The following is a 17,702-nucleotide window of genomic DNA, read 5'->3' as shown; positions in this document are numbered from 1 at the left end:
GCAGTTTACTGCGTCAGGCGCTGGAAGACTTCATCCATTTCAAATACCTCCTGCCGCATTTCCAGCAGCTTATTTTGATGCCCTACGGCAAAGTCGAACAGCTGCTCCCGCAGGTCCTGATCTGCATCAGCAACGACCTGGAACCGGTTGTGGCCCAGGCTGCGCACCTCTTTTGCCCCGGGGATGGCCTGCAAGTCCTTGCTGCTGGCCTTTTTCAGGAAAGCGACGGTAACGACTGCCTCTCCTGTGGTTTTGGACTGTAGGGCTTCTATGGCATCATCCGCCACCAGGTTGCCCTGATTGATGATGACCACCCGGTCGCAAATGGCTTTCACTTCCTGCATGATATGGGTGGAGAAAATAACCGTCTTCTCCTGCCCCAATTGACGGATCAGCCCACGGATATCTGCCAGCTGATTGGGGTCGAGGCCGGAGGTAGGCTCATCCAGAATGAGCACTTGGGGATCGTGCATAAGCGCTTGCGCCAAGCCTACCCGCTGCCGGTACCCTTTGGAAAGCGCCCCAATGAGCTTGTGCTGCTCTCGCCCCAAGCCTGTAAGCTCTACCATTTCGGCAATCCGCCGGGCAGGCTTGCTGATTTTGTGGAGCCGGGCAATGAACTGCAAGTACTCCCGCACATACATATCCAGATAAAGGGGGTTGTGCTCCGGCAGGTAGCCTATGTTCCGGCGGACTTCCATCGGGCTAGCAGCCACATCATGCCCACAGACCTCAGCCTGCCCGCTGGTTTGGGGCAGATAGCAGGTCAGTATCTTCATGGTGGTGGTCTTGCCGGCTCCATTAGGGCCCAGAAAGCCTAGGACTTGCCCGGGCTGTGCCTGGAAGGAAATATTATTGACGGCCTTTTGCTCGCCGTAAACTTTGGTCAGGTTTTCCACTACTACCGACATCGGCATCAGGTATTCGGTTATCAAAGTTGCGATCGCTGCCTTTGTATACAACGCCCGGGGAAAGATGGTTTTACCGGCGCCGTGGCGCTTGCTGGCACAAAACTATAATGTTCCGCCAGATTTTCCTTCAAAAGCTGGGCAGAGTTGCGTCTTCGGCTGGCTATTGGGCAGTATGAGACGGGCTCACCCTCAGGCGGGCGCAGGAATAATCGGCACGCAGGCGCAGCCCTGTGCGCTGCAATGCTTTGCGGCAAGCGGCTACCGAGCCCAGGTCAAGCTCAACCCGGAAGCCCATGGACGTGGGCTGCCCGGTACCATTGACTACCGGCTTGCCAAAGGCTTCTTCCAGTAGGCCGCTGACTTCATCCATATCAGCTCCCAAGGCAAAAACCAGGTGGTCGTACCGGTTATGGTAAACCTGTAGGCTGTCTTCTGGATTGTGGAACTGCTTCAGCAAGGCTTCATCTGCTACTTCCAGTACATATTGAGCGGGAGGGGCTGCCCAATCCATGCGCAGCCCATATCCCTGCAGCAGCTCATGGGCGATCAGCTCCCGGGCGGTATGTGGCGCATACGCTTTGCTGGCAAAGGCTACGGTCATAGATGGCTCCGGCCCTACAGCCTGCCAATCGATCTGCCCTTCCTCCAGGCTCAAGAGCCAGCAAAGGGCGGCCCGCAAAGGGTAGTTCTCCAATTTCATCCAGCTCTCCCCTGCCATGGCCCGCGGCTGCCCCGCAGTGCCCTTGCTTATTTCGAGCTCATAGGGCAGCAGACGTTCGATGTGGAAAGCAAAAGCTTGTGGGAAGAGCAGCAGCTGATCTGGAGCGCCTGGCCTGCTGACGACTAGGCGGTTGAAATAGACAGAAGAAGCTGGCGGCGTTTGCCACAATACTTTCTGAAGGGGCGCTGCCGCTACCGCTGTGCCGGCAAACAGCTGTGGCCGGCTGGCCTCACCACTTATCGTAAGCTCAAAACCGTGGATGCGGAAAGAATCGGCGCCTATCAGCAAACGGGGCTCCTGTCCCAAGGCCGACTGGAACGCCCATAGGTGATAAGGTGGGCTTTCTGGGGAGGCGGTCATCCCGCCCCAGTCCAAACGCGCCTGAAGCCCCTCATACCCGGTCAGCTCTGGCAGCAACATCCAATCGGACAGGCTGGTATCCAGCACTTCTGCCCTGCGGATATCTTGGGTCGCAAACAACTGATCACGGTCTGTCAGCAGCCGCCGGGCAGTCTTAAAACCAGGGATGTGAACCACCCGGTAGGTGTTGTTCTGCTCGTACAGCTGATAAATATGACGGGTGGGCCCCGATGCCGTGTCTACCCGGAGGATCGGCCGCTGCCCCGATTCCTGAATCACCTGAAACCCGTAGGTATCATCGGTATGTCTGACTTCTGGCACCCGCACCTCAGGCGTATAGGACTGATAGGGGTCTTTGATATAGAGCTGGGCAAATTGGATGATGGTGCTGTCCCCAGCCGATAGATGAAGCCCGATGGCGTCTCCGGGGCGTATGCCGCTACGGAAAATGTCTGATATTTCGGGAGCTAAGCCAGCAGAATCTGAATAATCAGGAAAGGAGATGCCAAAGGGGTCAAAGCGCCGGTAAGGCAGCCGGTGGATGCCAACGAGCTCAAATGCGAGGGAATCGCCTAGGTAGCTGAGGCTGATGGGCTGCCCGAGCAGCTCATGGAACTCCTCTAGGCCGACAGCAGCCTGGCCACGGTACACTTTAGGATTGGCATAAGCCGACAGCGGGATGGCTGTCCTGCCCCATTGCACTTCATACCCTGAGGCTGCCGCAACAGCAGTATGGGCGGTCAGCTGTGGGGCAGAAGCCCTTGGGGGCTCCACCGGGCTGCAGTACGCCAAGGCTAGGCAACAGCACAATAGCAGGGCCCATTTCCCACCCCAACTTCTCATTATGGTACGGTCACACATCACTGCCGGTCTGATTGATTGCTACAATCTAACAAACGCGGGCCGTTTGGGCTGCAAATGCTTTGCTAATGTATTGTTAAAAGCTGGCCAGGGGCTCGCTCAAGGTCAGATGCCTACTGCTCGTGAGGTGCCCTATCGCATATTTTTCAATACCGCCCCACATAGTTCTGAGGGCTGATGGCTTTCAGCTCTGCCTTCACCTCCTCCCCCACTTCAAGGGCATCGATAAAGGCATGTATCTCTGCCTTGCCAACAGCTGCCTTGCCCCGCGTCAGCGCTTTGAGGGCTTCGTAAGGCTGCGGGTAGCCCTCCCGCCTGAGGATGTTCTGAATGCCCTCAGCTACGACCATCCAATTGCGCTCGAGGTCTTCATTGAGGCGGGCTTCGTTGAGCAGGAGCTTGCCCAAGCCCTTCTGCACGGCTTGAAAAGCAATGAGCGTATGGGCAACCGGCACGCCTATATTGCGCAGCACGGTGCTGTCGGTCAGATCGCGCTGCAAGCGGGAGACAGGCAGTTTGTCCGCAAGGTGGGTGAAGATTGCATTCGCCAAGCCCAAGTTGCCTTCTGCATTTTCAAAGTCAATAGGGTTGACCTTGTGCGGCATAGCAGAGGAGCCGACCTCGCCAGCCACCACTTTCTGCCCAAAGTAATCCATAGAGATGTAGGTCCAAATGTCCCGGCAAAGGTCGATCAGGATGGTATTGATGCGCTTCATGCCCATGAAAAGGGCTGCGAGGTTGTCGTAGTGCTCAATCTGTGTGGTCGGGTAAGCCCGTTCCAATTGGAGGAAGCCGCCAACAAAACCATCGCCGAATGATTTCCAGTCTACTTCTGGATAGGCGGCGTAGTGGGCGTTGAAGTTGCCAGTAGCCCCTCCAAACTTAGCCCGGAAAGGGATGCCCTGCAGCTGCCGCAGCTGCTCGTCCAATCGGGCAACAAATACCTGCAGCTCCTTCCCTAGCATAGTAGGGGATGCGGGCTGCCCATGGGTGCGCGCCAGCATAGGGACTGCCTCCCAATCCTCTCCCAGCCCGGCGAGTAGTGCTCTGAGCTGCTGCAGCGCTGGCAGCCACTCTTGATGTATGGCGTGTTTGAGCAGCAAGGGGGTAGCCGTGTTGTTGATGTCTTGGGAAGTGAGCCCAAAGTGGATGAACTCCTTGTACTGCCCTATGCCCAGCTCGTCAAAAGCTTCTTTAAGGAAATACTCTACCGCCTTCACATCATGGTTGGTCACCCGCTCTATGCCCTTCACCTTTTCGGCATCTGCTTCACTGAACTGATTGGCAAGGCGCAGCAGCTCGTCCAGCTTTCCTGTGGGGAAATCCTGCAGCTGTGGCAGAGGCAGGCGCACCAAGGCGGTGAAGTATTGTACTTCAATGAACACCCGGTACTTGATGAGGGCGTATTCAGAGAAAAAAGCAGAAAGGCCGGACACCTTGGAAGCGTAGCGCCCATCAATGGGCGAAATGGCTGTGAGCATAGCTGGGTGGTTTTGAGGCGGCAAAAATAGGAACAATACTGCGGTTAAGCAACTTCAACGGACAGAGAGGATACCAGCTATCCCGTTTAGCAGACGGCCAACATCGGCAGATAGAGCTGCTGGCCGGAAAGGATGGCCTACCCCTCTCCGCTCAGCATGGCCAATATCTTGGGGTATTCCTGGCCGGCGAGCTCGTAATAGGTAAAGCGCCCTTTGCGCACCGTGCGCAGCACTTCAGACTGCCGCATGATCTTCAAATGGTGGGAAGCGGTAGCTTGCTCTACGCCAAGGGCTTCGTATATCTGCGTGACCGACTGTGCCCCTTCCCGGTGCAGCAGCCCAATGATGGCCAACCGCAGGGGGTGGGCAATAGCGCGCAGCTGTTCCGCTTGCCTGCCGTAGCGCTCAAAAGATGAATTGACGACCATAAATTCCCCCTTTGCCATTTGGTTTGGCCGCAAGCTAAGACAGCAGTTGGACAAAGCCAAGCGCCCGCCAAAACAACCCCTATGGACTGGGCGCCAACTCAACTGCTGCAAGCCGTGATTTTGTGATGGCATCGGGCTAGCGCTGCGAAGGGGTGGCAAGCCCGTAGGGCCGAGCGAAGAGCGAGCCCCGGAGCATAGCGCCCCCCGCTGCTGTGCGGGGGTAGCCCCATAAAAAATCAGCACCTAATCTGACGCCTTATGGGCTTTGTGCCTGCCCCTCTGCCGCTATCTCTTTCAGGCGGCGGATCATCAGGTCGAAATCCACGTGTTCGCGTATCAGGGTGATGGCCCGCTTGATTTTCCATGGGGTGCGCGTATTGATCTTCACCTCAATCCGGCTGACCTTGACTACTGAGCCATAGGTGTCCAATTGAGTGCTGATGACCGGGATTTCGTTGTTGATGAAGTAGGGGTGCTGTATGTTCTCCGGCTTGAACCAATTTTCGTGCTTGCCATCGCCTGTGACAATGACCCCGGACAAGGGGGAGCGCTTCAGCTTTTTCATGCGCGCGATCTCCTTGACCTTCTCAATGGCTTCGTTCAGCCTTTTGTGGCTGACCACAAGCAGGATATTCCGGAAGGCGCTGAACTCGTCTAGATCGACCAGAGAGCCGGCCATAATATCTTCCACCCGGTTGTTGAGGCGGTGCCCGTTCAAGGCTACCCGGCCATCCACGGCCTGATTGACGGTTTCCATAATCGGGAAGAGCAGGGTCTTATCGAATGGGACAACCCCCAAGAGGGGAAGCCCCATTTTTTCTAGCTTCTTGCCTACGTAGTGGGCTACTTCGTCGTGCTTTTCCGGTATGACCTTGTTGACGATGACCCCTACGATAGGCACCTGCTGCTCCCGGAACAGGGCGGTGCTCATGATGAGGCGGTCTATGGTGCGGCCTATGCCCCCTTCTACTACCATGACAACGGCGGAGCCCAGCATTTTGGCCACATCAGCATTCGACAAATCTACAATACCGCCCACGCCAGGGTGGCCGGTCCCTTCGTAGACCATCACATCGACCTCAGGCTCCAACTGCGCAGCGGCCTTGCGGATATCGCCGGGGTAGTCAAAAGCGGTGGGGTCATCCAAATAAGACTTGGTCGCGCCACGGGCTAATATGACCGGGCTGTGCCAGTCGGGCACAAGCTCAAAGCCGATCACCTGGGAGAACAAGACCGCGTCTTTGTCTGCTACTGCCCCATCGACAGTGAGGTACTGCTGCCCTACCGGCTTGCAATACCCCGTATTGTAGCCCATTTTTTGTAGGTTGGCAACTATGCCCAGGGTGGAAGTCGTCTTTCCGATATGCTGCCCGGTAGCTGCCACGTAGATGTTTTTCATAAGCCTTATTATGTAATGAGCGCCCGCAAAAGGCAAAATAAGGCTTTAAGGTAATGAGTTGTCCGCGGATTTCCGCTAGGGAGGTGATCAAAAGTGTGGGCTGGCTACAGCAGCCCTTTCAGCCCGCCCCGGTCTATCTTGCCGGTGTCCGTTTTGGGCAGCTCCGCCACAAACCGGAAATCCCTGGGCACTTTGAATTTTGCCAGATGGGCCCGGCAGTGGGCTTGCAGCTCTCCGGCACTGCAGGCCTGCCCTTCGGCCCTGGCCACAAAGGCGCAGCCTGCCTCTCCCCACTGCTGATCGGGCACGCCCAGCACAGCCGCCTCTGCCACTGCGGGATGGGAGCGCAATACCCGTTCCACCTCGGCAGGGTAAACGTTCTCACCTCCAGAAATATACATGTTCTTGATGCGGTCTACGACAAAGAGGTAGCCCTCCTTATCCTGAATGACCATGTCTCCAGTTGCGAACCAGCCCTGATGGACGGCCTTAGCCGTGGCTTCGGGCTTCCGCCAATACCCTGGGGTCACCATTGGGCCTTTGAGCCATAGCTCGCCCGGCTCTCCTGCGGCTACCTCTACCCCCTTGTCGTCTACAATCCGGATCTGAACGTAAAAGTTAGGACGGCCGATCGAGCCTTTTTTCCGGATGGCATCATCTTGATGCAGAGAAGTCAGGTTGGGCCCGACTTCAGTCATACCGTACCCTTGCCGCACGGCTACGCCGCGCTCGTCCCACTGCTCGATCAAAGGGATAGGCATGGGCTCCCCGCCAACGATCAGGTAATGCAGGTCTGGGAATACAGCTTTTTGGAAGGCCGGCAGCTCGGCTATCATTTTCAGCATAGTGGGCACGCCCATAAACAAGGTGGCCCGCTCTTCCTGCAGGAGCTGCAAAACAGCAGAGGGGTCAAACTTGCGCATCAGCAGCACATAAGCACCGTGGTGGAGGAAAGGCGTGAGGAGAACGTTCCAGCCTCCTGTGTGAAAAGGGGGCATGACGTTGATGGTCCGGCTCTCTGCCGTGACAATCAGGCTCATCGCTGTGTTGATGCTGTTCCAGAACAGCATTTTGTGGGTGTACATAGCCCCTTTCGGGAAACCGGTAGTGCCAGAGGTGTACAGGATAAAAGCCGGATGCGCTTCCTCCACAGGCTGCAGAGGGAAAGCAGGCCCGTTGTAGCCCCGGCGCTCTTCACAAAAGGCAGACAGCTCGCTCAGGGGCCAGTAGTGTGGAAGCTGTGCAAAAGCAGGGGCAGCCTTTAGGGAGGCTTCAAACTTAGCTTCGCAAATGGCCAGGCCCGGGCTGGCATCTTTCAAAAGATAGTCGAACTCTGCACTGGCCAGCCGGTAGTTCAGTGGCACCAAGGTGCAGCCCATCCGCTGCACTGCAACGAACAGTGCAATGTACTCCAGGCAATTTTCGGCTAGTACGGCAATCCTGCTCCCTTTTTCCACCTCATAAGCAGATTGCAGGTGGTGGCATAGGGCATCCCCGATACGGTCTAGCTCGCCATAAGTCAGGCTCCGACCTGTGCCGGCTTCGGCAACGGCCACTTTGCCCGGGCTGTAAACGCCCCATTTGCGTATCCAATCTTGCTGTGGCTGTATCATATCCTGTTGCTTTTGAGGGCCAACCTGCGAGGCTTGGCCCTGCAAGTTGGGTTTTACTTTTCCAAGCTTGCGCCAAAACGGAAGGAAGCGCTGGCAAAAGCGAGCCCTCCTCCAGAGCCGATAAAATAGGCCAGCTGCCCGTCCTTGAGCTTACCTTCTTCGTAGGCTTGATTGAAGGCCATAGGGATGCAGGCCGAGCCTGTATAGCCAAAATTGTGCATAACGGTGTGTGCCTTGCTCATAGGCTGCCCCAGCATTTCCATGGTCTCGCGTATGCTGTTGATGTTGATCTGGGTAATAAAAAAATGGTCTACCTCTGCGGCTGACACTCCGGCCCTTTCCGATAGGTTGTTGGCCATTCGGGTCCAGATCTGAGGGTTGAGCGCTTTGGGGAAACGGCGGACAAACTGCAGCTGATGCTCGTGCCGGTCGATCACTTCGTGGGTCACGGGCATTTTGGCGCCCCCTCCATAGATGCCCATCCACTCGTTGTACTGCCCTTCCGTGAGCAGCTCACTGTGCAGGTAGCCCGCCCCAGGGGCTTCTGTGGCTTGCAGTACCACGGCCCCTGCCCCGTCCGCAAAAAGGGTCACCGTTTTTTTATCTGCCTTATTGAGGTACTTGCTCATAGCGTATGCACCAATGACCAGCACGTTGGCATACTGCTCATCCGAACGGATATACTTGGTGCCGATATCCATGGCAGTGACGAAACCGGCACAGGCGGTATTGATATCGAAAGTACCTGCATTAGCAGCGCCGAGCCTGTCCTGTACCACTGCAGAAGTAGAAGGTGAGACGAATTCCGGGGTATCCGTGGAGATGATGATGAGGTCAAGGTCTTCCGGCTGTAGGCCAGCCCGGTCCAGGGCTACCCGGGCCGCTTTCTCGCTCAAGTCGGCCGTGCTCTCGTCCGGGGCACACCACCGGCGTTCGAAGATGGCTACATTCTCGCGGAGCCAGGTGTCTACATCTTCGCCCAGCTGCTCATTGAACCAGCTGTTGGGGATGACTTGCTCAGGGGCATATGCGCCCACTGAGCGGATGTATGCATTGCGCATGCGTATGTCGTTTTTGGCAGGCCAAGAGGCTTGCCCGCTTTCAAAATTAAAAAACTAGTGCGGAAGAACACAATGGCCCCGGCATATCTGCCGGGGCTCATTCATGTGACCGCAAAAAATGCGTTTAATCCTTCTTTGGAGCAAGGTTCACCCGGAACTCCACCGTGTAGATGCCCTTTGTGGGCGCAGCAGCTGTGAATTCACGGATTTCCTGGTTGAAAACGTTCACAGCAGAAAGGTTGACTTGGTACCGCTCATTGATCTGATAACCGAGGTTGAGATCGAAAGTGGTGAAACCGCCAAGCGGGCCGTAGTTGAAGGCATCCGTACTGCGGGCATTCTCCACAATTGGGCGGCCGCGCCACAGCAAACCTTCATGTGTCTGCGAGGCGATCTGGAAACTGGAGAAGTAATCATAAGCTTGTACCCAACGCCCAAAGACGCCGGCCGAAAACTTAGGCCCGTTGTAGTTGAGCCCGAAGCCCATTTTGTGGGTAGGGGCATTCACCAAGATGTCCAGGAAGTTGACCACGCCGTCGTTGTTGAAGTCATTCTCCAGGTTGTCCTCATCTACGCTATAGTCAAAATAGGAGTAATTGGCATAAGCACTGATCTCTGGCGTAAAGTAGTAGTTCAGCCCGATGTCCACACCATAGGTATTGACTTCACCAAAGTTGATGTAGGTAGCCACAAGGCCGCCGTAAGTAGCAAAGCCTGACTGTACCTCAGCAATAGGGACACCGCCGCGCTCAGTAGCTACGCCCACGACGGTTACAGGGCTCAGGAAGTCTTTAGAAATATTGTAGTAGGCGTTGGCATCTAGGAAAAGCTTGTTCTTCACCAGCTGCCCGCGGTAGCCCAACTCGAAGGTCTGCAGCTGTTCGACCCGCTGCGGCGCTACCTCTGCCGTCTCTATGACATCCGGAGTCTCCGGGTTGTCAGCCAGCACAGTGAAGCCCTCTGCGTTGCCCAAAATCAGGCCACTGAACAAATCGCCGAACATATTGAGGATAGTCGGTGCGGCAATGCCCTTGCCATAGGTCAGGCGCCATGTGCCCCTGCCCCCGACCTTGAGCAGGCCAAACTTGGGCACGAAGTTGAACTCGTAGACGTCGTGGTAATCTGCACGAGCTGCTGCCAAAGCTTTGAAGCCACCGCCGAAGTTATAGGTCAGGTGGGCATAGCCGCCATACTGATTCACGACGATAGCGCCGCCATCGTAGAAGCTATTGAGCTTGGGGTCCTCAATGAGGTAAGAGCCAAGGCTGTTGGCACGGTCCTGCTGCCACTGCCCGCCGGCGATCAGCTCGAGGTTGCCGAAGGTGTTGTTGTACTGTACCTCTGCATTGATGCGGTCGGAGTCGTCCCGGAAACGGGCACCGGTAGAGTAGGAAAAGTCGCCCCGGGCTTCTGCATCGCTCAGCCCAAGGAGGTCAATGCCGGTGTAGTAGGCTTTGGTGCGGTCGTCAATGGAGTAAGTATCATCAGTTGCGCTCTTGGTATAGTACACCTGCGCGAAAAGGTTCTTGTAGTTTACCCGCAGCTGAGTGTAAAAAATGCTCCAATCTTTGATCTGATTACGGCCTACATTGGTAGGCGAAAGGTAGTTGCTATTGCTGTAGCCGGAGTTGAGCACAAATTCAAGGTCATCGGTTGGGGTGTAATACAGGGCGCCTTCCAGCTTGGTAAAGTCAACGCCCCGGTCAAGCTCCAGCTCTTCATAGCCTTCTGCTATGCCATCGGGGCCGGCATACTCAGGCGTGCCGCGCAGGTTGCCATTAGCGTCGAGGCGGTCGATGAAAATAGAGTCTGCCCATTCGAACTCGGTAGCTTGTGTGTACTCGCCCATGATCTTAAAGGCAAATTTGTCATTGATGACATTGGCATGGCGCGCACGCACAGAATACAGGGGGTCGCCATCGCCGCTCACGCCTGCATTCAGGGTGATCATCGTGCCTTCGGAAGTCCGGGGGTCTTTGGTCACTGTATTCAGCAAGCCATTGTGAGCATTGGGGCCGTACATGGTAGCGTTGGGGCCCAAAACGACCTCTACCCGCTCGATGTCCTCTTTGATGGTCGTGTTGAGCGGGCCGAAAGGCAGGCCGGTGGCTACAAGGGTAGAAAAGCGCCCGTCTGTAACCTGTAAGTTCTTGGAATTGAAATTGGAATTGAAGCCCCGGATATTGAAGGCCGGGGTGGCAATGCCTGCACGGAAATAATCGATGCCCTTTTGGCGGGCAATCAGCTCGGCGGGGTTGCCCGCATAGCTTTGGATCTCCCTTGCGAAGACCGTTTCTATGGTCGCAGGGCTTTCGGTCAGCTTTTCCGGCTTTTTAGAGCCAGATACGACCACTTCCTCGCCGATCACGCCCAGGGGCTCCATCGTGATATCCTGCCGGATAGTGACCCCCTCCGCTACGGTAACGGACAGCCGCATCGTCTGATAGCTGACGTAGGAAGCTTCCAGCGTGACTTCCCCTGCTTTTACATTCAGGGAAAATGTGCCGTTCTCATCCGTAGAGGTCCCTGTAGAAGAGTTGGCAACGATAATGTTGGCGCCAATGAGGGGCTCATTGGTGTTCGCGTCCCGGACGGTACCGGTAATCTGCCCGTTCTGTGCCCATGCACCAAGGCATAGGAAGATCAGGACTGTGAGTGTACTCAGTCGTTTCATAATCAGGTTTTTTCAACTTTTGGTTAGAATAAACAGCCAGCAATAATCAAGGAGCTAAAATTTTATCTCACACACCACTGCCTGCTCCATTCATAATTCTGTTGTGTAAATTTATAGATTGGCACACCACGCCCAAGAGTGCATCTCATTACACCCTCACTGACTATGCACATAAAAAAACAATATTTACCACATAAAACACTGTAAAACAATTATTTAAATTATCCTAAAAAAGGGGCTGACTTGTCGTTTCTTTTTCTTGCAAAAGCCTGACAAAAAAGTGATGAAAATCATTGCTGTTTTGAACTCGCTTATTTTAAATTTGTCTAAATAAACTTTAACCCGCTTTATCCATTAAGCTGATGACACGGAAGAACAACCGGACCGACTTCAACCCTCAGGCACTGCGCCTCCCCTTCCCACTGCCCATAATCGAGGCCAAGTCAAAAAAGAAGTGCTGCAAGAAGTACAAAAAAGGCAAGCGCTGTAAAAAATGCCCCGACGCATAATGCGCCGCTAGCGCTTTACCAGCTCGAACAGCCAATAATCGAAGAGCCCGTCCCGCTTGAGCAGGCGCTGCCCTTTTATTGCAAAACCAGCCCTGAGCAGGCGCCGGAGGTATTGTTCTTGTGTAAACTGATGAGGGTGAAGGATATCGCCGGGCAGTGCTGCGAACACAGGCTGCAGCCAAGGGAAATGATGAGCGTCTGTCGATAGCCAGCAGGTGCCCCCGGGCTTCAACGACCGGTAGAGGCTGGCCAGGCTGCGGTCCAGCGACTTTACGTGGTTGATGGCGTTCAGGCAATAGATAAGGTCATAGCGCGCCTCCTCATTCAGGGCTTCTAATGCCTGCTGCCGGAAGGCTACCCCAGGGTAGTCCGCCTCAGCAAAATGAGGGAGGGCAGCATAGCGGTCGAGCAATGGGTCGAGGGCTGTCACCTTGGCTCCGCCAAGTACCATAAAGACGCCTGCCGGCCCGCAGCCCGCGTCTAGCACTTCTGCCCCTTCAGGGGCGCCCATGCCCTGTTCGGACAGCAGGCGCTCCCAATAAGCTTTTTTTTGAGCCAGGTAAGCTTCAGGGGGCTTCCTCTTGAGGTACTGCCGCCACCAAAGGATTTCCGCAGCCTGCGCTGCCCGCCATCTTAAATTTGCAAGTCTCTTTGCCATCCCCCCTGCTAAGCTTACTTTTGAACGATAATTCTTAAATGCTGTTTCGTTCCCAAAATTACAGAACATGCTGTTCTCTATTGGCACACGGGTAAAGTTTGTCCATTCTAAAGACGAGGGCGTTGTCACTGCACTGCTTGACAATGGCATGGTCTCCGTAAAACTAGATGAAGACGGCTTTGAGATCCCAGCTTTCCTAGATGATATCGCCCGGATCGACAGCCCCCTTTCCCCGCCTTCCCCTACTAAAGCGAAGATTGTACCTGGCAAAAAGCCTAAAATCCCCCTCCCGCCAGAGCGGCCTGCAGCGGAGAGCCAATACCTGATCCTGAAAAGCCAAGGCTTGCTGCTGGCCTTCGACCCCGTAGCCAACCTCTTAGGGCAGATAGATGCCTACGAGATGTCGCTGATCAATGATACCCGGCAAGATTTCCTTTTTTCCATTGAGATCCGGCTGGGGCAGCGGCTCCATTTACGGGAAAACCATAAAATTGACCGCACCTCGGTTTACCCGCTCGCCCCTGCATTGGCTTTTGGAGACCTCAACGATGCGCCTACCGTCTACCTGTCCTGCTGGCCACTGACCACCCAAGGCACGGGCAAAGAGCTGGCTCAGGAAACCCGTATCAAGCCCAAGCAGTTCTTCAAGCGTACACGCACTGCGCCTTTGCTCAACAAACAGGTCCACCTCTTTACCCTCATGGACAGCAAGCTGCTCTCCGGGAAACAGGAGCAGCCGCCCGCAGAAGACCTCAGGGATTATACCCTAAAAAACAAGCGCCCTTCCCATTCCCAAAAGCCGCAGGGAAGAGGGCGGCTCCGCCACGAAGTCTTGGAGCTCGCTTCCTTTGTGCCAGAAATCGACCTCCACATTGAACACCTCACCGATAACCACGCCAAACTGAGCAATGCGGAAATCTTGCGCCTCCAAATTTACCACTTCGAGCAATACCTCTATAAGGCCATACGGCTAGGTGTAGACCGGGTATTCATCATTCACGGCGTGGGCAAGGGCCGTCTTCGCGATGCCATCGCTACCCGCCTGCTGCAGATGCCGGATGTGCAGTCATTCAAAAATGAATACCACCCCAGGTACGGCTACGGGGCTACAGAAGTCATCTTGTAGCGCAGGGGCATCAAAAAATCAGATATAAATTTTTATTATTAGAAAATAATCCACATATTTGGTGGTATAATCGGTTTTTGGGATAGCCTCTCTCCATTGGTTGACAAAGGAGGGAGGTTTTTTTAGCCCCCTCCCTGAAAGCTCAGGATGCTCTGCTTGAAATCTTTTTCGAGCAGCAGCTGAATATTGGTGAGTACCAGCTCCCCCATCGTCCGGCAGTCCAAAAACCGGTTGTTCTTATGATGGTAAGCCAGTTCTTCGGCCAGCTGCAAGGTCTTTCCGGGCGTAGAGAGCTCATCATCCACCATAACGTCCATCAGCTCTGTAAACTGCTCTTTTGAAGCTTTGACCCGGGCTGCGATCATGCTTCGCTCCTCCAGCTGATACTGCTTGACCGTCTCCGGTGCCATATGCCCCATGCCTAGGAAAATAATGGGGTTGTTCTCCTTAAAATACTGTGGCAGGTAAAAGCTTTTGCGCCCCTCGAACGACTGCTGATCAAAATCAATGGCCCTCATACGGAACTGCGAGCCCTCTATATCCGGTGTGATATCGATGACGTAGTTGTAAGCCCGCATATCGCCAAGCAGGCGGACGAAACAGCGCTCATTGAACTTGATGAACTCCTTAGCGATGCGGATCTGATTGAAGGGGGTATCCTCCAGGTTCCGTTTCATAAAGTCATCGCCCGGTATGCCCGCCACATGCTCTTCGATGAGTGTTTTGTCCTGAAGCAGGTAAGTCACCCTATTGGGGGAAAGCAGGTCCTCCAGCTCCAGCCCGTAAATGCGGGAGGCATCTGCCTTCTTGATGTAAAAATGGTCGTAGTTGTCATTGAGCCGGTTGATGATGCGGACCCGGAAAGGCTTGGTATTGCCGAAGGTGCAAAAATCGATCCGGGCCACGGTGAGGTGGTCGAGCACTTCCACATCGCCATCTGTTTTGAGCAGGGCATAAATCCGCTTCATGGCTTCATTGACCTCCTTGTAATCGGATTGGGAATAATAGACCGTTTCCCAGAGTGTATCCTGCCCGCTCTGATCAATAAGGGGCACGGATGATTCGTAGCGCAGCAGGTCTTCGTACTGCAGGGGCAGCTGAGTAGACCGGTTGTGCCGTTTGAGGTAGTTGAGCAGTGGCTTTCTGACGGGTATCGGCTCCTTTTTCCGGGAGGGTACATTGCCTTTCATAACTTTACTGGGGTTGATAGTATTTCAAACAAACAGGGGTCGTACAGCTGAAGCTCCCTTTTGGCGTAAGCAGGCCGGTCTCTGCGTGGCGCTCCAGGTAGTGGATCCCCCCAGCGTTCTGATTGGCCACCCAGACACCGCTGCCATCTGGGCTGATGAGAAAGCTTCGGGGGAAATCGCCGCCTGTAGGCTGAAAGCCCAGCAGCTTGAGGCCGGCTGTGCCCACTTCATAAATGGCCAGAGAGTTGTGCCCTCTATTGCTGGCATAGAGGTAGCGCCCGTCTGGGCTGAGGTGGATGTCTGCACAAGCATTAAAGCCATCATACCCTTCGGGAAGGGCCTCAATATCCTGCAAAGCGGACAGCTCCCCGCTGAGGCTGTCCCGCGCAAAAACTGTGACGGTGCTGCTCAGCTCATTGACTACATACAGCCGGCCCGGCCCGAAAGCCATGTGCCGGGGGCCAGCGCCGGGGGGCAGCTTGACAAACGCTTGCTCGGCCGGCAGCAATTGCCCGCCCTCCAAACGGTAGGCCAATACTTTGTCGCTGCCCTTATCTGCCAAATACCAGAAGGGGCCGTCGGGAGCCGGGTGCAGAGAATGGGCATGTGGGCTGTCTTGCTCAGGATGTGGCCCGTTGCCTTCCAGCTCCAAGACCTGAGCTGCAGGGCCCAGGCTGCCGTCTTCGCCCAACGGGTAGAGCACGGCAGTGGCCCCAGCATAATTCACGACGCCCGCAAATGCTTCATCCGCCGAAAGGGCAACATAGCAAGGTGCAAACCCATAAGAAGGCTGCCGGTTGAGGAGCTCCAATGCGCCGCCGGGGCCAATCCGGTAGGCATAAACGTAGCCTGTGGTGTCCACATCTCCCCCTGTCTCGCTTACCGCAATCAGCACTTTCTTCTTCTCTCCTACCGCGAGGTAGGAAGGGTTGATAATGCCAGTAGCCGTATCCTGAGGCTGAAGTGCGCCATCCGGGGCAGCAAGCAGCGTGTAAATGCCCTGCGCCTGCCCATCTACATGAGGCTCAGCTTTGGTGTAGGTGCCGGCAAAAATCACAGCCTTGCCAGGCCGGGGCGGGGGCTGCTCTGAAACATCAGGCTGGCCGCAGCCATACATCAGCAGGAGGGAGCCCATAGCCATCAGGGATTTTGTCATAAGTGCTTGGTTTCTGTTTGATGAAAAACCGGGCCCCGGTTGACAGCGAATCAACCAAAGCTTGGTAGTTTTGCCAACAAGCTAATCAATTTTCTAAAATTCTCTGGCCTGTGCGCCAGCTCCAACTCTGCCGATATGCCTCGCCGCCCCAACCTCCTTTTCGTAGACCGGCCTCACCACAGCTTCCTTACTGGCGCCCAAAAATTGGGGTTTTCTATTACGGAAGCCTATCAACAGCCTTTGGAAAGCCTGATGCCGGAGCTCGCCCAGGCCTTCGGCATCATCATGCGCAGCCGGTTCAACGTAAGCCAGCCTTTCCTCAGCCATTGCCCGCAGCTCCGCTTCATCGCACGCATGGGGATAGGGCTGGAGCATATCGACCTCAACGCGGCGGCTGAAGCAGGGGTGCGCATTCTCAATTCGCCAGAAGGGAGCCGGGACACTGTCGCAGAACAGGTCATCGGCATGATATTGGGCTTATTGAACCATATCGGGAAAGCCGACCGCGAAATCAGAAATGGCATTTGGGACCGCAAGCGCAACCTCGGCTATGAGCTCCGCCACCGGACTGTGGGCATTATCGGGTTTGGGAATATCGGGACAGCAGTGGCCGCCCGCCTCTCCAGCTTCGGCTGCCGGGTATTGGCTTACGATAAATACAAAAAAGGGTTTGGCGGCCGCCTCGCAGCCGAAGTCAGCTTGGAGCAGCTTCAGGAAGAAGCAGACGTTGTGACCCTGCACATCCCCTACGATGCCTCCAACCATTATTTCGCAGGGGAAGCGTTCTTCCAAGGCTTCCAAAAGCCTTTTTTCCTTATCAATGCCGCTCGGGGGCTAGTCTTGGATACTGCTGCCCTAGCGGACGCCATGAAAGCGGGCCAGGTAATGGGCGCAGGGCTCGATGTCCTAGAATACGAGGAGCAAGCCTTCAACGAACTAGACTTGAACGCACTGCCTGAGCCTTTCCAATACCTCCGACAGAGCCCTTTTGTGCTGATGACCCCGCATACCGGGGGGCACTCCCATGAAGTGATGGAAGCACACGCACAGGTGCTGCTCCGCAAAATTGCAGCAGCATTCCCATTGTAAGGGCGCAAACCAGATTGTCGTTCTTTGGGCCTGCTTGGAGCCTGCCCCCTCCGCAAGGATAGGGGCCTGCCCCTGCCTGAGGGCAGGTGCCGCTATGCTTCGGGGCTCGCTGCCCGCTCGGCCCTAACGGGCTTCGAGCTTTTTGGGATTTTGCTTTTGGAGCGAACGTAGCCAAATTTTGTCCTGATCGAGGCGTTCTGAAGGAACATAGCCTTAGCTACGTGACCGAAGAACAACGAAGAGCAGGACAAAATTTGGCAAGAGCAGCCCAAAGTGTAAAACCCCAAAAAGCTCTTATACCCCTTCGCAGCGCTAGGCCGCTGCCAGCCTAGAGCTCGAAAAGCATAAACGCCTGCGACATTTTGGTTCACGCCCCATTGTAAGCCTTCATCTGGACAAGCGGAAACCTGCATAAGGGCAATAGCCTTGGCACCGGCAGAACGTACCATCATCCAGTATTCCTAG

At 55.2% G+C, this 17,702-nt stretch carries 13 protein-coding genes; 2 read left to right on the top strand and 11 right to left on the bottom strand.

The window, feature by feature from the left end; all coding sequences use genetic code 11:
- Positions 1 to 5: 5 nt before the first annotated feature.
- From gldA to FRY97_RS12460, 9 genes are all read right to left on the bottom strand, one after another.
- Positions 6 to 935, bottom strand: a complete 930-nt coding sequence (gene gldA, locus FRY97_RS12500) for a gliding motility-associated ABC transporter ATP-binding subunit GldA (RefSeq protein ID WP_246141709.1) — start codon at positions 933 to 935, stop codon at positions 6 to 8.
- Positions 936 to 1,071: 136 nt separating this feature from the next.
- Entirely contained in the window at positions 1,072 to 2,784 is a 1,713-nt protein-coding gene (locus FRY97_RS12495; RefSeq protein WP_147167876.1) for a hypothetical protein, read from the bottom strand.
- 215 nt (positions 2,785 to 2,999) lie between these two features.
- Complete coding sequence (purB, locus tag FRY97_RS12490) at positions 3,000 to 4,334, bottom strand: adenylosuccinate lyase (RefSeq protein WP_147167875.1); 1,335 nt, start codon at positions 4,332 to 4,334, stop codon at positions 3,000 to 3,002.
- 137 nt (positions 4,335 to 4,471) lie between these two features.
- Positions 4,472 to 4,780, bottom strand: a complete 309-nt coding sequence (locus tag FRY97_RS12485) for an ArsR/SmtB family transcription factor (RefSeq protein ID WP_170254623.1) — start codon at positions 4,778 to 4,780, stop codon at positions 4,472 to 4,474.
- Positions 4,781 to 5,018: 238 nt separating this feature from the next.
- Entirely contained in the window at positions 5,019 to 6,161 is a 1,143-nt protein-coding gene (locus tag FRY97_RS12480; RefSeq protein ID WP_147167873.1) for an AAA family ATPase, read from the bottom strand.
- 104 nt (positions 6,162 to 6,265) lie between these two features.
- Positions 6,266 to 7,774, bottom strand: coding sequence for a class I adenylate-forming enzyme family protein (locus FRY97_RS12475; RefSeq protein WP_147167872.1), 1,509 nt, complete (start codon positions 7,772 to 7,774; stop codon positions 6,266 to 6,268).
- A 53-nt stretch (positions 7,775 to 7,827) separates the two neighbouring features.
- Positions 7,828 to 8,835, bottom strand: coding sequence for a 3-oxoacyl-ACP synthase III family protein (locus tag FRY97_RS12470; protein WP_147167871.1), 1,008 nt, complete (start codon positions 8,833 to 8,835; stop codon positions 7,828 to 7,830).
- Positions 8,836 to 8,959: 124 nt separating this feature from the next.
- Positions 8,960 to 11,509, bottom strand: a complete 2,550-nt coding sequence (locus FRY97_RS12465) for a TonB-dependent receptor (protein WP_147167870.1) — start codon at positions 11,507 to 11,509, stop codon at positions 8,960 to 8,962.
- A gap of 516 nt (positions 11,510 to 12,025) precedes the next feature.
- On the bottom strand, positions 12,026 to 12,676 hold the full coding sequence (locus FRY97_RS12460; protein WP_170254622.1) for a class I SAM-dependent methyltransferase: 651 nt from the start codon (positions 12,674 to 12,676) through the stop codon (positions 12,026 to 12,028).
- Positions 12,677 to 12,743: 67 nt separating this feature from the next.
- Between FRY97_RS12460 and FRY97_RS12455 the strand changes: the two genes are divergently transcribed.
- Positions 12,744 to 13,802: a Smr/MutS family protein gene (locus FRY97_RS12455; RefSeq protein WP_147167868.1), complete on the top strand. Its 1,059-nt coding sequence runs from the start codon at positions 12,744 to 12,746 to the stop codon at positions 13,800 to 13,802.
- Between the two features lie 122 nt (positions 13,803 to 13,924).
- Here the strand turns inward: FRY97_RS12455 and FRY97_RS12450 are convergent, their stop codons facing one another.
- Together FRY97_RS12450 and FRY97_RS12445 are read right to left on the bottom strand one after the other, a co-directional pair.
- Complete coding sequence (locus FRY97_RS12450; RefSeq protein WP_147167867.1) at positions 13,925 to 14,992, bottom strand: hypothetical protein; 1,068 nt, start codon at positions 14,990 to 14,992, stop codon at positions 13,925 to 13,927.
- 4 nt (positions 14,993 to 14,996) lie between these two features.
- Positions 14,997 to 16,148, bottom strand: coding sequence for a lactonase family protein (locus FRY97_RS12445; RefSeq protein ID WP_147167866.1), 1,152 nt, complete (start codon positions 16,146 to 16,148; stop codon positions 14,997 to 14,999).
- Between the two features lie 135 nt (positions 16,149 to 16,283).
- Between FRY97_RS12445 and FRY97_RS12440 the strand changes: the two genes are divergently transcribed.
- The gene (locus FRY97_RS12440; RefSeq protein WP_147167865.1) at positions 16,284 to 17,237 is read left to right on the top strand and encodes an NAD(P)-dependent oxidoreductase; all 954 of its coding nucleotides are present in this window, start codon (positions 16,284 to 16,286) and stop codon (positions 17,235 to 17,237) included.
- Positions 17,238 to 17,702 lie beyond the last annotated feature (465 nt).

This window comes from Phaeodactylibacter luteus (assembly GCF_007993045.1).
GTDB lineage: Bacteria > Bacteroidota > Bacteroidia > Chitinophagales > Saprospiraceae > Phaeodactylibacter > Phaeodactylibacter luteus.
This window is presented reverse-complemented; position numbering and strand designations above follow the sequence as displayed.

Excerpts from the sequence above, each read along its gene's own strand:
- FRY97_RS12450 (WP_147167867.1), bottom strand. The coding sequence starts at position 14,992 with ATGAAAGGCAATGTACCCTCCCGGAAAAAGGAGCCGATACCCGTCAGA.
- FRY97_RS12455 (WP_147167868.1), top strand. The coding sequence starts at position 12,744 with ATGCTGTTCTCTATTGGCACACGGGTAAAGTTTGTCCATTCTAAAGAC.
- purB (WP_147167875.1), bottom strand. The coding sequence starts at position 4,334 with ATGCTCACAGCCATTTCGCCCATTGATGGGCGCTACGCTTCCAAGGTG.
- FRY97_RS12445 (WP_147167866.1), bottom strand. The coding sequence starts at position 16,148 with ATGACAAAATCCCTGATGGCTATGGGCTCCCTCCTGCTGATGTATGGC.
- FRY97_RS12440 (WP_147167865.1), top strand. The coding sequence starts at position 16,284 with ATGCCTCGCCGCCCCAACCTCCTTTTCGTAGACCGGCCTCACCACAGC.
- FRY97_RS12485 (WP_170254623.1), bottom strand. The coding sequence starts at position 4,780 with ATGGCAAAGGGGGAATTTATGGTCGTCAATTCATCTTTTGAGCGCTAC.
- FRY97_RS12465 (WP_147167870.1), bottom strand. The coding sequence starts at position 11,509 with ATGAAACGACTGAGTACACTCACAGTCCTGATCTTCCTATGCCTTGGT.
- FRY97_RS12470 (WP_147167871.1), bottom strand. The coding sequence starts at position 8,835 with ATGCGCAATGCATACATCCGCTCAGTGGGCGCATATGCCCCTGAGCAA.
- FRY97_RS12480 (WP_147167873.1), bottom strand. The coding sequence starts at position 6,161 with ATGAAAAACATCTACGTGGCAGCTACCGGGCAGCATATCGGAAAGACG.
- FRY97_RS12475 (WP_147167872.1), bottom strand. The coding sequence starts at position 7,774 with ATGATACAGCCACAGCAAGATTGGATACGCAAATGGGGCGTTTACAGC.
- FRY97_RS12460 (WP_170254622.1), bottom strand. The coding sequence starts at position 12,676 with ATGGCAAAGAGACTTGCAAATTTAAGATGGCGGGCAGCGCAGGCTGCG.